At 71.6% G+C, this 14,361-nt stretch carries 10 protein-coding genes; 4 read left to right on the forward strand and 6 right to left on the reverse strand.

The annotated features are described in order from the left end of the window. Nucleotides 1–10: 10 nt before the first annotated feature. Nucleotides 11–1,408, reverse strand: a complete 1,398-nt coding sequence (locus EAO79_RS11150) for an aminopeptidase P family protein (RefSeq protein ID WP_079705547.1) — start codon at nucleotides 1,406–1,408, stop codon at nucleotides 11–13. Nucleotides 1,409–1,449: 41 nt separating this feature from the next. Continuing rightward, nucleotides 1,450–2,487 (reverse strand): endonuclease/exonuclease/phosphatase family protein, encoded by a 1,038-nt coding sequence (locus EAO79_RS11155; RefSeq protein WP_124769021.1) that lies wholly within the window; start codon nucleotides 2,485–2,487, stop codon nucleotides 1,450–1,452. Nucleotides 2,488–2,569: 82 nt separating this feature from the next. Here EAO79_RS11155 and EAO79_RS11160 point away from each other — a divergent pair, with 82 nt between their 5' ends. Beyond that, nucleotides 2,570–3,424 (forward strand): PHP domain-containing protein, encoded by an 855-nt coding sequence (locus EAO79_RS11160; RefSeq protein WP_079705549.1) that lies wholly within the window; start codon nucleotides 2,570–2,572, stop codon nucleotides 3,422–3,424. A 146-nt stretch (nucleotides 3,425–3,570) separates the two neighbouring features. Here the strand turns inward: EAO79_RS11160 and EAO79_RS11165 are convergent, their stop codons facing one another. Further along, nucleotides 3,571–5,130: a DEAD/DEAH box helicase gene (locus tag EAO79_RS11165; RefSeq protein ID WP_192005224.1), complete on the reverse strand. Its 1,560-nt coding sequence runs from the start codon at nucleotides 5,128–5,130 to the stop codon at nucleotides 3,571–3,573. 136 nt (nucleotides 5,131–5,266) lie between these two features. Here EAO79_RS11165 and EAO79_RS11170 point away from each other — a divergent pair, with 136 nt between their 5' ends. Further along, the gene (locus EAO79_RS11170) at nucleotides 5,267–5,986 is read left to right on the forward strand and encodes a ferritin-like fold-containing protein (protein WP_079705551.1); all 720 of its coding nucleotides are present in this window, start codon (nucleotides 5,267–5,269) and stop codon (nucleotides 5,984–5,986) included. A 75-nt stretch (nucleotides 5,987–6,061) separates the two neighbouring features. Here EAO79_RS11170 and EAO79_RS11175 read toward each other — a convergent pair whose 3' ends face one another. Next, complete coding sequence (locus tag EAO79_RS11175; protein ID WP_079705552.1) at nucleotides 6,062–6,361, reverse strand: hypothetical protein; 300 nt, start codon at nucleotides 6,359–6,361, stop codon at nucleotides 6,062–6,064. Nucleotides 6,362–6,363: 2 nt separating this feature from the next. Further along, complete coding sequence (locus EAO79_RS11180) at nucleotides 6,364–6,588, reverse strand: DUF3107 domain-containing protein (RefSeq protein ID WP_064296179.1); 225 nt, start codon at nucleotides 6,586–6,588, stop codon at nucleotides 6,364–6,366. Between the two features lie 141 nt (nucleotides 6,589–6,729). Between EAO79_RS11180 and EAO79_RS11185 the strand changes: the two genes are divergently transcribed. Next, nucleotides 6,730–9,915 (forward strand): UrvD/REP family ATP-dependent DNA helicase, encoded by a 3,186-nt coding sequence (locus EAO79_RS11185; protein WP_124769022.1) that lies wholly within the window; start codon nucleotides 6,730–6,732, stop codon nucleotides 9,913–9,915. Beyond that, on the forward strand, nucleotides 9,879–13,187 hold the full coding sequence (locus EAO79_RS11190) for an ATP-dependent DNA helicase (protein ID WP_241160857.1): 3,309 nt from the start codon (nucleotides 9,879–9,881) through the stop codon (nucleotides 13,185–13,187). The genes EAO79_RS11185 and EAO79_RS11190 overlap by 37 nt, the downstream gene beginning before the upstream one ends. Here the strand turns inward: EAO79_RS11190 and EAO79_RS11195 are convergent. Further along, nucleotides 13,097–14,356 (reverse strand): phosphotransferase, encoded by a 1,260-nt coding sequence (locus tag EAO79_RS11195; RefSeq protein WP_079705554.1) that lies wholly within the window; start codon nucleotides 14,354–14,356, stop codon nucleotides 13,097–13,099. The two genes, EAO79_RS11190 and EAO79_RS11195, sit on opposite strands and share 91 nt — an antisense overlap. Nucleotides 14,357–14,361 lie beyond the last annotated feature (5 nt).

Genomic DNA, 14,361 nt, shown 5'->3' on the forward strand with positions numbered 1-14,361 from the left:
GCGGACGGGCTCAGCGCGCGAGCCAGGCCTCGACCTCGTCCGCGGTGCGCGGGATGCCGGCCGACAGGTTCTCCGCGCCGTCCTCGGTGACGAGGATGTCGTCCTCGATCCGGACGCCGATGCCGCGGTACTCCTCGGGGACCGTGAGGTCGTCGACCTGGAAGTAGAGGCCGGGTTCGATCGTGAAGACCATGCCGGGCTCGATCACGGCGTCGGCGTACATCTCGCGGCGGGCCTGGGCGCAGTCGTGCACGTCGGTGCCGAGGTGGTGGCTCGTCCCGTGCACCATGTACCGCCGGTGCTGCTCGTTCTCCTTCAGGAGCGCTTCCTCGGCGGTGACGGGGAGCAGGCCCCATTCGGCGGTCTTGCGTGCGATGACCGCCATCGCGGCCGCGTGCACCTCGCGGAACCGGATACCGGGGCGGACGATGGCGAAGGCCTCGTCGGCCGCCTCACGGACGGCCTCGTAGACCCGTCGCTGGACTTCGGTGAACGTGCCGGACACCGGGATCGTGCGGGTGATGTCGGCGGTGTAGTAGCTGTCGAGCTCGACGCCGGCGTCGATGAGGATGAGGTCACCCGGGACGACCCGTCCGTCGTTGCGCGTCCAGTGGAGGATGCAGGCGTGCGGTCCAGCGGCGGCGATGGTCTCGTACCCGACGCCGTTCCCGTCGGCGCGAGCCCGCCCGGCGAAGACGCCCTCGACGATGCGCTCGCCGCGCTCGTGCGCGAGGACCTTCGGGAGTTCGGCGACGACGTCGTCGAAGCCGCGCGCGGTCGCGTCGACGGCGAGACGCATCTGCGCGATCTCGTAGGCGTCCTTCACGAGGCGCATCTCGGACACGGCGCGCGTCAGGGTGTCGTCGACGTCGACCGTGAGATCGGCGGCGTCGGCGGTGAACGCCGAGAGGTCGGCGGTCGCGATCGCGAGGTCGGCGGCCACCTGGGCGAGCGACGGACGCGCACCGATCCAGAACTCACCGATCGCGGCGTTCGTGTAGAACTCGTCGGTGTCGCGGCCCGCTCGCTCGCGGAAGTACAGGGTCGCGGTGTGGCCGGACTCCTCGGGATCGAGCACGAGGACGCTGTCGGGCTCGGTGTCGGCCGCCCAGCCGGTGTAGTAGGAGAAGGCGGAGTGCGCCCGGTACAGGTAGTCGGTGTCGTTCGACCGCTGCTTCATCCCGCCCGCGGGGAGGACGAGACGGTGACCGGGGAACTGTGCCGACAGGCGTTCACGACGAGCCGCTGCGAGGCCGGCGGTCTCCCGCGGCTCCGGCAGGACCTCGGGGCGGTCTGCCCACCCGGTGCCGATGAAGGCGCGGAAGCCCTCGGACCAGGCGGCCGCCCGGTTGGAGGTCGCCTCGGTCTGGACGGTGTTCGAACTGGATGTGTCTGCGGAAGTCGCCATACCTCCATTGTCGCACTGCGGTCGCGACAGGCGCCCGACCCTCAGCTCCCCGTGCGGGGGAGCAGCGTCGCGACCACGGGCCGGTGATCACTGCCCGTGCCGTCGACGTCGGTCAGGACGTGAGCAGACACCGTGACCCATCCCGGTGTCGCCATGACGTGGTCGATCGGTGCGCCGAGGACAGTCGGGAGCTCGGTCGGCCAGGTACCGAGCCCGGCTGCCGCGTCGGCCGCCGCGGCGTCGTGGCACGCGCCGAGGTCGCCGACGCCGCGCAACCCGGCGAGGTGGTCGAGCGTCGCGTTGAAGTCACCGGCCATGATCACGTCCGCGTCGTCGGTGCAGCGGCCGGCGAGATCGGCGAGCTCCGCACGCCAGTCGTCGAGCCGACTCGGCAGTGGGGCCGTGGTGTGGACCGCGACGAGGGTCGGTCCGCGGCCGAGGACCGGATCGGCGATGAGCGTCTCCGAGCGCTCGATGGCGGTCGGGCCGGTCACCGTCGGTGCACGGACCGCGTACTCGCCGAGTCCGGTGCTGATGAGGAGGCTCGTCCCTCCTGCGTCGGCGTCGGTCGAATGCGCAACCATCGGCCGTCCGGCGGCGGTCATCGCGGCGGCGACGACCGCCGCGGTGTCGGACGAGGTCTCCGGCAGGGAGACGACGTCGGCGCCCTCACGCACCGCGATCGCCGCGATCGTTCCGGGGTCGACGGCATCGCCGAGGGTGTTCCAGGTGAGGACCGTGACCTGATCCGCGAGGTCGGTCGCCTCTCCGGCGACCATCTGGTCGTCGATTCCGCGGTTGGCCGTGACGACGGCGCCGGTGACCGAGACCGCGGCGAGGACGACCGCCAGGATGGCGGGGAGCACGCGGCGGGACCCCCGGACGAGGATCGCCGTCACGAGGCAGAGCAGTGCGCCGCCCGCGGCGGCGATCGCCACGAGGAGGCGGAACGCGCTCAGTTGGACGACGACCTGGGCCTGCTCGAGACCGAACAGTCCGGGGAGGACGGCGACGACGAGCAGGGCCGTGGTCGCGATCGCGAGCACGGCCGCGATGACGCCACCGACGGTCTTCAGCACCCGCGTCAGCGTAGGCGAGCGGTCTGGGAGTCCTCGGGGCAGGACCTGCGACTAGGGTGGAAGCGTGGTGAGCGCTCGAGACATGCACGGCCCCGCCGATCTGCACACGCACTCGAGCGTCTCGGACGGCACGGAGACGCCGACGCAGCTGATGCGCGCTGCCGGTGCCGCGGGGCTCGGCACGATCGCCCTCACCGACCACGACTCCACCGCCGGTTGGGCCGAGGCGGCCGTCGAGTCGCGCCGCCAGGGCATCACCCTGCTCCCCGGAATGGAACTGAGCACCCGCTACGAATGGCGGAGCGTGCACCTGCTCGCGTACCTCATCGATCCGTTGAACGGCGACCTGCTCCAGGAGACCGCGAAGATCCGGGAGTCCCGGCTCCGGCGGGCCGAAGGCATCGTGGCACGCATCGGTGGCGACTACCCGCTGTCCTGGGCGGACGTCCTCGCGCAGACCCGCGAAGGTGCGACCGTCGGACGGCCTCACATCGCCGACGCCCTCATCGCCCTCGGGATCGTGGCCGACCGTGGCGAAGCCTTCGACGGCATCCTGCATCCGCGCACCGGGTATTACGCGCCGCACTACGCGCCCGACCCGCTCACCGCGGTCAAGCTCGTCCGCGCCGCCGGTGGCGTCCCCGTGATCGCCCACCCGGTCCCGGCTGGCCGCGACCGGATGCTGCCCGAGCCGTACTTCCGAGAACTCGCTGACGCGGGCCTGTTCGGGCTCGAGATCGAGCACCGCGAGAACACCGAGGAGGGGAAGGTCGTCGTGCGGCGTATCGCCTCCGAGCTGGGCCTCGTCGCGACCGGTTCGAGCGACTATCACGGGACCGGTAAGCCGAACCGCCTCGGCGAGAACACCACGGACATCGACGTGGTCCGGCGCATCGTGGCCGAGGCCACCGGCTCGGCACCCGTCCTGCCTGACTGATCTGCGGCGCGTCCGGAGTCCCGGTCGAACTTCCCTCGGTCACTGAGCCTGTCGACGTGCCCACGGGGCGTCCGGCTCCGAGCGCAGCGCTCGCGACATGCAGAACGCCCGCATCCGGAAGGGTGCGGGCGTTCTGCGTGGCGGACCTACGCCGTGGGAGCCGGGGGAGCGGTGCGGCGCGTCCGGCTCCGACGGCGGGGAGCGCTGTTGCCGTCGCGGTGCTCCGGACCGTGGCCGTCGTGGGTGCCTGCTGCGGGCGCGCTGCGGTCGACGGTGTCGGTCGAGGCGGCGTCGTGCGTCCGCGAGTGGGCGCGGGTGCTCGGCTGGGACTCGAGCCGGGTGCTGGTCGGCTGCGTGCGGTCGCCTCCGCGTCCGCCGCGCTCACCACCGCGACCGCCGCTGGTCCGTGAACCGTCGCGTCCGCCGCCGGTCCGCGAACCGTCGCGTCCGCCTGCGCTCCGCGAACCCTCGCGCCGCGGGGCGGGCTCGACGGCCTTGGCGGGCTTCAGCCGGCCCTTCGTGCCCTCCGCGATCCCGAGGTCGGTGAACAGGTGCGGGCTCGAGGAGTAGGTCTCCGTCGGTTCCGGCTGACCGAACTCGAGGGCGCGGTTGATGAGCGCCCACTTGTGGAGGTCGTCCCAGTCGACGAACGTGACGGCGATACCCGTCTTCCCGGCGCGACCGGTACGGCCGACGCGGTGGAGGTACGTCTTCTCGTCCTCGGGGATCGTGTGGTTGATGACGTGGGTGACGTCGTCGACGTCGATGCCACGAGCGGCGACATCGGTGGCGATCAGGACGTCGCGCTTGCCGGCCTTGAACGACGCCATCGCCCGCTCGCGCTGCTCCTGGTTCAGGTCGCCGTGCACCGCCGCGGCGTTGAACCCGCGGTCGGTCAGTTCCTCGACGAGCTTCGCGGCGGCACGCTTGGTCCGCGTGAAGATCACGGTCTTGCCGCGACCCTCGGCCTGCAGGATGCGCGAGATCACCTCGTCCTTGTCGAGCGAGTGCGCGCGGTAGATGAGGTGCTTGATGTTGGCCTGCGTGAGCCCCTCGTCGGGGTCGCTCGCGCGGATGTGGATCGGCTTGCTCATGAAGCGGCGGGCCAGGGCCACGATCGGACCGGGCATGGTCGCTGAGAACAGCATCGTGTGACGCGCGGCGGGGGTCTTCGAGAAGAGCTTCTCGATGTCGGCGAGGAAGCCGAGGTCGAGCATCTTGTCGGCCTCGTCGAGCACCATCTCGGTGATGCCCGAGAGGTCGAGGAGGCGCTGGTTGTTGAGGTCGATGAGACGGCCGGGCGTGCCGACGACGATCTGGGCGCCGGCCTTCAGCTGCTCGATCTGCCCCTCGTAGGCCTTGCCGCCGTAGATGGAGACGAGCGTCGTCGACCGGTTCGAGATGAGGATCTCGATGTCCTCGGACACCTGGACGGCGAGCTCACGGGTCGGGACGACCACGAGGGTCTTGACGCCGGGAGCCGGGTCGAGGCCGAGGCGCTGGACGATCGGGATGCCGAACCCGAAGGTCTTGCCCGTGCCCGTCTTGGCCTGGCCGATGATGTCCTGGCCGGCGAGCCCGAGGGGGATCGTCTGCTCCTGGATGGGGAATGGTTCGATGATGCCCTTGGTCGTGAGGGCGTCGACGATGTCCTGGTCGACACCGAGATCAGAGAAAGTCACGGAGATACCTGTCAGTGCAGTCATGGTCTACACCTTCGATTGCACACAGGTGTAGGGCCCCGATCCGACGCCGGGGCACGGCTATTCTACCCGGGACGTCCCGAGAGGCCGCTGGGCGCGCGGAACACGGCGATCGGCGCGCTGCGGATAGGGTGGTCGCATGGCTCGTTGGTTTGCACGACGTCGGCGTCCCGGCACCCAGACGCCTCGTCTGCGCTCGCGGGAGGACGCCGTCCAGGCGACCCGCGTCGACCTCCACGAGCTCGCGCCCAGCACCGCCGACTACCTCGGTCAGGTGGCGCAACTGCAGCTCGGGTTCTTCATGACGCTGTCGTTCGCGGTCGAGCACGCTCCGAACGACGCCGATCGGGAGACGGTCGCCGAGGCCGCCGCCACGGCGCTGCGCAAACACCAGGCGCTACTCGCCTGGCTCCGCCGGACGAGCGACGACCCGGGCGCCGTGCTCGAACCCTACGCACGCACGCGAGACGAGTTCCAGGCGATCCTGCGCACCGGCACCTGGGACGAACTCCTGCTGGGCGTCCTCGTGGCGCGGGGCTTCCTCGACGAGTTCTTCGCGCAGCTCGCGCGCGGCCTGGACGGGGCGGACGCCCGCGACCTGGCTGCGATCGTCGCCCCCGGTCCGGAGGAGGACCCGCTCGTCGGGATCCTGCACCGGGTGATCGCAACGCATCCCGAGCGCGCTTCGACGCTCGCGATGTGGGGCCGTCGGTTGCTCGGCGACACCATGCTCGTCGCCAGGTCCGCCCTCGTGACCGAGAGCAAGGCGCTGCCGGACGACGCCCGGGTCGAACCGGTCTACACGGAGCTCATCGCGAACCACACCAGACGGATGGACGCGCTCGGGCTCACGGCCTGACCGGTCGTCTCCTCCGACACGACGACGCCGCCGCTCCGGGTGGAGCGACGGCGTCGATCGATCGAGCGCCTCGGGTCAGGCGGCGACGCCCTGCTGCAAGCGGGTCAGCATCGCCTCGTCCGACGAAGTGCGGACGCGGACGAGTACGAGGTCGACCACCACACTCACGACGACGGACGCGCCGAAGGCGAGCACCCAGATCCAGCCGCCGTCCCACGCCATGCCGGCCCACGTCGCCGCGACCCAGACGACGGCGGCGACGAGCGTCGCGACCGCCGGGATGAGCGCGGCCCCGTGCTGGTCGCGGCCGGGCAGGAGGTATCGGACGGCGAGACCGAGGATGGCACCGCCGAGCACGACGAAGAGGAGTTCCATGGTCAGCCGACGAATCCGATGCGGCGGGACTCCTCGGTTCCGAGCTCGACGTAGCCGATGCCCGCGGTCGGGATGAGGTAGCTGGTGCCCTTGTCGTCCTTGAGCGCGAGCAGCTTGGCGTCCGTCTCGAGCGCGGTCTTGACCGCCTGCTCGATCTCCGACGCCGGCTGCGAGGTCTCGAAGCCGATCTCGCGAGGGCTGTTGAGGATTCCGATGCGAATTTCCACCTTGAGTGCCTTTCGGTTGCGTAGGGCAAGACTACGGGAGTCGTGGTCCTCCGACCGGCGCGGGTCGGCTGCTGTCAGCGAACAGCGGAACGCCGGTCGGCCGTCGCGGCGATGTCGGGAGGCTCCGGTAACGTGCGGACCATGACGGTTCCCGACGCCTCCGACGATCCGACGGGTGCGGTCCGTGACGCGGACCGCGCGCCCGTCGGCGGCCCGGCTGTCGGCACGTGCGTCCGGGTCGACGACTCGCAGGAGGCCGTGCTGCGGCTCGCGGACGACCGGTCCGCCGTCGTGCTCGGGGCTCCCGGCACGGGCAAGACCACGACGCTCATCGAAGCGGTCGCGGAACGCGTGCACTCGCGCGGTCTGCGTACCGACGAGGTGCTCGTCATCGCCTCCTCCCGGTCGTCGGCGCAGGTCCTCCGCGACCGCCTCGAGGCACGGGTCGCGCGCGCCACACCCGGATCCCTGGCGCGCACCGCCATCTCCCTCGCGCTCGAGGTCATCGCGGGCTCCGGGGCGTTCGCCGGTTCAGGACGACCGCGGTTGCTGACGGGCGGCGAGCAGGACCAGACCATCGCCGAGCGACTCCTCGGCGACGAACAGGACGCGACCGGTCCGCTGTGGCCCGCCGAGCTCGGTCCCGAGGTCAGGCGCCTGCAGGGGTTCCGCACCGAGCTCCGGAACCTCATGGAACGCAGCGTCGAACACGACGTCGCGCCTGCCGAGCTGCGTCGGCTCGGTACGGAGCACGGGCGTCCGGAGTGGGTCGCGTCCGCGGGCTTCATCGAGGGGTTCCTCGCCGACGACTGGCGCGGACACCTCACGCCCGCGGCGGCCCTCGCCCGCGCCGTCCGGCTCCTCGACGAACAGGAACCGGGAACGGGCGTGCTCGGCAGCCTGCGGGTGGTCTTCGTGGACGACGCCCAGGAGGCGACCCACGGCGTCCTGCAGCTGTTCGCCGCGCTCGCCCGACACGGGGTCACGATCGTCGCGTTCGGCGACCCCGACCTCACGACGGGTGCCTTCCACGGTGCCCGAGCCGACGCCCTCGGGCGGTTCGCCGAGGTGCTCGGTCGCCCGGTGGACACGCTCGTCCTCGGGCAGGTCCACCGCGGGACACCGGACATCCGGGCGACGGTCCGCGGCGTCGCCGAGCGCATCGGCACGGCCGGTGCCGGACTCCACCGCACGGCCGCATCACCGGTCGATGACGCGGAGACGCCCGAACACTCCGTCGTCACCGTGGCGGCCGGTTCCCCGGCCGAGCAGATCGCGGTCATCGCGCGCTTCCTCCGCGAGCGCCACGTCCTCGACGGCGTCGCGTGGGCCGACATGGCGGTGGTCGTCCGCAGCGGCGGGCTGATCCCGGCGATCGAACGGGGCTTGTCCTCCCTCGAGGTGCCCACCCGGGCGAGCACCGGCGGAGCACCGCTGCGCGACCACCCGTTCGTCAGGTCGGTCCTCCTCGCCATGTCGGTGGCACTCGGGCGGACGTCGCTCGACGCCGAGGTCGTGACCGAACTCCTCCACAGTGCGCTCGGCGGACTGGACTCGATCGGGGTCAGGCGACTCCGGGCCGCGCTCCGCCACGCGGATCTCGCTGAGGGCCTCGACCGCAGCGCGGACCGCCTGCTGGAGGAGGCGTTCGCCGTCCCCGGTGCACTCATCGGACTCGAGACGCCCTCCGCCGCCCGCGCCCGCTCACTCGCCGACAGCCTTGCCGAGGCGAGCGCGCAGGCGGCGGCGGGCGCTTCGGCCGAGGAGCTCGTCTACGGCCTCTGGTCGCGGAGCAGGCTCGAGCGCCCCTGGGTCTCGCTGTCGAAGGGCAGCGGTCAGGCCGCCGAGGAGGCGAACCGCGACCTCGACGCGATCACCCAGCTGGCCGATGCGGCACGTACCTTCGTCGAGGCGGAGCCCGACACCCCGGCCTCCGTCTTCCTCGACCGCCTGCTCGAACAGACGGTCGGCGACGACTCCCTCGCGCCGACGGGCCGCCGGGAGGCGGTCACGATCGCGACGCCCGCCGCCCTGGTCGGGACCGCGTTCGACACGGTCGTCGTCGCCGGCATGCAGGACGGCGTGTGGCCCAACCTGCGGGTCCGCGACTCACTGCTCGGCGCTTCGGAGCTCGTGGAGCTGCTGGAGGGCACGGCCACCGCGACGGCGGACGCACGACGCGCGGTCCTCCATGACGAGCTCCGACTCTTCGCCCAGGCGACCTCTCGTGCGCACCGGTCGCTCATGGTGGTCGCGGTCGTCGACGACGACCACCAGGCGAGCCCGTTCCTCACGCTGCTCCCAGAACCCGATCCGCACCGGGCATCCCTGTCACCCCTGTCGCTCCGGGGGCTCGTCGGCACCCTGCGTCGCTCGCTCACCCGCCGGATCCGCCCCGCGGACCCGGCCGAGCGTGCCGCGTCCGCCTCGGCCCTGGCCATCCTCGCGACAGCGGGAGTCCCCGGCGCTCCGACCGAGGAGTGGTACGGCGTGGCCGCACCGAGCTCGACGGCACCGCTGCACGACCCCGCCGTCGAGGAGCTGCCGGTCTCCCCGTCCCGCATGGAGGCCTTCGAGGAGTGCCCGCTGCACTGGGCGATCGCCCGACTGGGCGGCGGTGCCTCCGGGTTCGCCTCCGGTCTCGGCACGATCGTGCATGCCGCGCTCGAACACGCGGAGTCCTCCGACGAGGCCGCGCTCTGGGCGGCGGTGGAGGACCGCTGGGACGAACTCCACTTCGAAGCGGACTGGGAGGGCGCGGCGACGAAACGGCGTGCGGCGGAACTCGTCCATCGGCTGTCCTCGTACCTCCACGACGCGGAGCGCGCAGGAGTCACCTCGATCGGCAACGAGAGCCGGTTCAGCCTCCGCATCCCCATCGGTGAATTGGGCGGCGCGGCCGTGCTCGGCGGCTCGATCGACCGCGTCGAACTCGTGCCCGACGCCGACGGGACTCGACGCGTCGTGATCGCCGACCTCAAGACCGGCGGCTCGGCGCCCAGACAGGACCGGGAGGTCGCCGACATGGCGCAGCTCGGTGCCTACCAGCTCGCGCTGGCGTCCGGTGCGATCACCGGTACGGAGGGGCTGCTGAGCGGTGGCGCGAAGCTCATCGTCGTGTCGGCCGGCACGAAGCGCAAGGAGTACTACGACCCGGCCCAGCCCGCCTTCGACGACGAAGCCCTCGAGCGCTTCCGCGAGCGTGTTCTGGCGGACGCGGTCGGCATGGCGGGCGCGGTGTTCGAGGCCCGTGTCGGGACCCACTGCCACGACCCGTTCGCGTTCGGCGAGTGCGCCATCCACGTCATCCCGGCGGTGAGCTCGTGAGCACGGAGGAGACCTACTCGGCCGAGATGCTCGCCGGCCTGCTCGGCCTCCCACAACCGACGACGCAGCAGGTCGAGGTCATCGAGGCCCCCATGGCGCCCGTGCTCGTCGTCGCCGGTGCCGGGAGCGGGAAGACCGAGACCATGGCGTCACGCGTCGTGTGGCTGCTCGCCAACCGGCACGTGAGCGTCGACGGGATCCTGGGGCTCACCTTCACCAGGAAGGCCGCGGGCGAGCTGGCGGCGCGGATCGGCAAGCGGATCGCGGCCCTGCAGGACATCGGGATCCTGGATCCCGCGGCCGACGCGCTCTTCGACCGTCCCGAGGTGTCCACCTACAACGCCTATGCGAACGCCCTGTTCCGCGACAACGCCCTCCTGGTGGGCCGTGAGCCCGAGTCCGTGCTGCTGTCGGAGGCGTCCGCCTGGCGACTCGCGAGGCGCGTCGTGGTCCGGCACGGAGACGAACGGCTCGCCACCCTCGGCAAGTCCGTCGACCAGGTGGCCGAGCTCGTCCTCTCGCTGAGCCATGAGCTCGCCGAGATCGACGGCACCATCGAGGAGCTGCTCGGCTTCGTGGAACGGTTCGTCGGCATCGGCGAGCTCCCCGACGGTGGTCGCGGTGCCTACGCGCAGATCGACCAGGCCGTCGAGGTCGTGGGTGCCCTGCCGGTCCTGCTCGACCTCGCGCACCGGTACGCCGACGAGAAGCGCCGGCAGGGACTCGTGGAGTTCTCCGACCAGGTCGCCCTCGCCCTCGCCGCCTGCGAACGTTCACCGAAGGTCGCCGCCGTCGCACGTGATCGCGCGGGCGTCGTCCTGCTCGACGAGTACCAGGACACCTCGGTCGTGCAGACCAGACTGCTGTCGACCCTGTTCGCCGACCACCCCGTCATGGCGGTCGGCGACCCGCACCAGTCCATCTACGGCTGGCGCGGCGCGAGCGCGGCGAACCTCGCACGGTTCTCACGCGACTTCGGTCGGGAGGTCGCCGCCACCCAGTTCAACCTGTCCACGAGTTGGCGGAACGACCGCACGGTCCTCGAAGCCGCGAACGTCCTCGTCCGCCCGTTGCAGCAGCAGGCGCAGACGGCGGGGAAGCTGCGAGTCCTCGACCTCGAGCCGAAGCCCGGCGCCGGGGCCGGCTCCCTCGCCGTCGAGTTCCCCGAGACCGGTGCCGAGGAGATCCGGGTGGTCGCCGAGTGGTGCGCGGACCGCTTGCTCGCCGAACGCGGGGGAGATCCGGCCGGTTCGGCCGCGATCCTGTTCCGGGCGCGTCGACCGATGCAGGAGTTCGCCGACGGCCTCGCGGCGCTCGGCGTCCCCCACCACATCCTCGGCCTCGGCGGTCTGCTCTCCTCGCCGGAGATCGTCGACGTGACGGCGGCACTGCGGGTCATCCACGATCCCGGTGCCGGGTCCTCGCTCATCAGACTCTTAAGCGGGCCTCGCTGGCGGATCGGCGTCCACGACCTCGGACACCTCGTGGAGGTGGCCCGGTACCTGCAGGCCATCGACTGGAAGACGAAGCGGTACGACGCCGAACTGGCCGCCCGGCTCCGTGAGTCGGTCGCCGACGACGACGGGCGGTCGATCATCGACGCGCTCGACTTCATCGCCGCGGACCGCGTGCCGGCGGGCCTCGCCGCAGGGTTCACCGACGAGGCGCGTTCGCGTCTCCGGGAGGCCGGACTGGTGTTCGCCTCCCTGCGGCGTCGTGCGGGCAGCGGCCTCCCCGATCTCGTCAGAGCGGTCGAGCGCGAGTTGCGGCTCGACATCGAGGTCGTCGCGAACGAGTCGACCGGCTCCGCGGCGCGCGCTCCGGCCAGACTGCAGGCCTTCCACGACGAGGTCATCTCGTTCATCCAGGCGGAGGAGCAGGTGACGCTCGGCAGCCTGCTGGCGTGGATCGACCGATCGCTCGCCCGAGACGACCTCGGACCGGCGAGCGACGCACCCGACCAGGGTGCGGTCCAATTGCTCACCATCCACGGTTCGAAGGGCCTCGAGTGGGATCATGTCGCGATCCCGCGGCTCGTGGTCGACGAACTGCCAGCCAAGCCGAAGGACGGTAAAGGCTGGGTGCGTCTCGGGACACTGCCGTACGACTTTCGAGGCGACGCGGCGGAGCTGCCGGAGTTCGCCTGGCGGACGGCCGAGACGCGGAAGGAGGTCGTCGACGCTCAGCTCGCCTTCTCGGAGGCGCTCGGCGAACGCGCGCTCGACGAGGAACGCCGGCTCGCGTATGTGGCGGTGACCCGCGCCAAGCACGACCTCCTGCTCACCGGCTCGTTCTGGTCGGGCGATCGCAAGCGGCCCCGTGCTGCGAGCACCTACCTCCTGGAGCTGGCCGCGGCGGGCGTCATCGCGCCGCTCCCCGCAGCCTCCGCCTTCGAGGAGAACCCGGTCGACGCCGGTGCTGCGGTCCTCGACTGGCCACTCGATCCGCTCGGCGCGCGTCGGAGCGTCGTCGAGCGGGCGGCGGCCGAGGTCGACCAGCGGCGCGGACGGCCCGAGGCCGAGCTGCTGGCGACCCTCGGTCCCCTCGAGAACGAGCTGACGCTGCTCCTCGAGGAACGACGCCGTGCCGCGACGACGACCGCGCGCGGTGAACTCCCCGTGCGCATCCCCGCGTCCAAGTTCAAGGAGTTCGTCACGGAACCGGAGGCCGCACTCGAACGTCTGCGTCGCCCCGTCCCGCAGCGGCCCTACCGGCAGACCCGTCTCGGCACCCGGTTCCATTCGTGGGTCGAGGCGCACTACGGACGCTTCGGATTGCAGGAGCTGGTCGACGCGCTCCCCGAGGAGCTCGACGTCGAACGCCCGGGGCCGGACGCGTCGGAGGGGATCGGGTTCGACGAGCTCACCGAGCGGTTCCTCGCCTCGGAATGGGCGGACGTACGACCGATCGAGGTCGAGACCGAGATCCACGTGCCGCTCGGCGACACCGGACGGGTGGTGGTCTGCAAGCTCGACGCGGTGTTCGAGCGCGGGGACCGGTTCGAGATCGTCGACTGGAAGACCGGCGCGGTACCCACGACGCCGGAGGACGTGCGGAACGCCTCGTTCCAGCTCGCGCTCTACCGTCTGGCGTACGCGCACCACCGGGAGGTCGACCCCGAGCGCATCGACGCCGTGCTCTACTACGTGAGCCACGACGTGCAGCTCCGGCCGGAACGCCTCTACTCGGAGGAGGAGCTCCTGTCGGAGTGGGAGCGGTCCTTCGGGGAGGCCGCCGAGTCCCAGAGCTCGAACGACGAGGTGTCGATCTGATCCGTGGCGTTCGCGTCCGCGTCGGTTCCAGCGTGGTCGCGATCGTCGTCGGCCTCACCGTCGTCGGTGTCGTCATCGCCCGAGCCGCCGGGATCGCGGCCGAGGGCGCGCTCGAGCTCTGACCGGTCATAGGTGTCGGTCTGCATGGCGATGCCGGGGGAGGACGAGCCGATCGGCGTGCGGTCGAGCATGTCCTCGACCTCGTCGACGTCGAGGACGGGTCCGGTCGTGGTGCCGAGGGGGTCCGTCACGTCGCCGAGCACGCGGTCGACGAGCCCGTCGAGCATCGCGACGGCGTCCTCGACGATGGTCTCGTCGTGGCTGTCGCGACCGTGCAGGAGCCAGCGGGCGATCTCGAGTTCCGCGTAGAGGCGGGCGCGGAGCGTGACGAAGCGGTCGGGTCCGCGGGAGCACGAGGCCGCGTAGGCGGACAGCGCCTGCTCGCCGGTCGCGCCGAGCGTCGCGATCCAGTGGAGGTCGAGGGCCGGGTCGCCGACCCGCAGCGAGCCCCACTCGATGACGCCGTTGACCAGGCCGTGGCCGTCCTGACGGATGACGAGCACCCGGTCGGCGGCGAGGGATCCGTGGATGACGGTGGGCTGGAACTGCCAGAGTGAGTGGTCCTCGACGGCCGCCTGCCAGCGCTCGCGGACGGCGGTCGGGAGGAGCCTCGTCTCGGCGGCGCGGGACACGATGCGGTGCGCGTCCGCCCGGATGAGCTCGGTGGACAGCAGCGGGAGGCCCGCTTCCGCGATGAAGGCCGTCGGGAGGGAGTGGATCGCGGCGACCGCGGCACCGAGCGAGTCGGAGAGGACCTCGTCGCGGCCGAGCGCGGTCGGGTCGAGGTGACTGCCGGCCACGAAGTCGAGCACCACGGCGCGAGTGCCGTCGACGGGCAGTTGGCCCACGACGGTCGGGGCGTCGAAGGGCAACCTGCTGCGGATACCGGGCGTGAGTGCGCGAAGGGCGATGAGGTCCGCGGACTGCTCCGTCTCGGCCTGCTGTGAGGTCGGGATGCGCACGATGAGCTCGCGTCCGTCGGCCGTCACGAGACGGGCCGCGTCGTAGTTCCCCTCGCCGCCGGCGGTGTGCGCGCCGGACCCGCGGACCTGGAGGTCGGCGACGGCCGAGGTGGCCAACGCGGCTAGAGTGAGATGGGATCTGGCCATGACAT

The sequence above is a fragment of the Plantibacter sp. PA-3-X8 genome, from assembly GCF_003856975.1.
In the GTDB taxonomy this organism is placed as follows: Bacteria; Actinomycetota; Actinomycetes; order Actinomycetales; family Microbacteriaceae; genus Plantibacter; species Plantibacter auratus.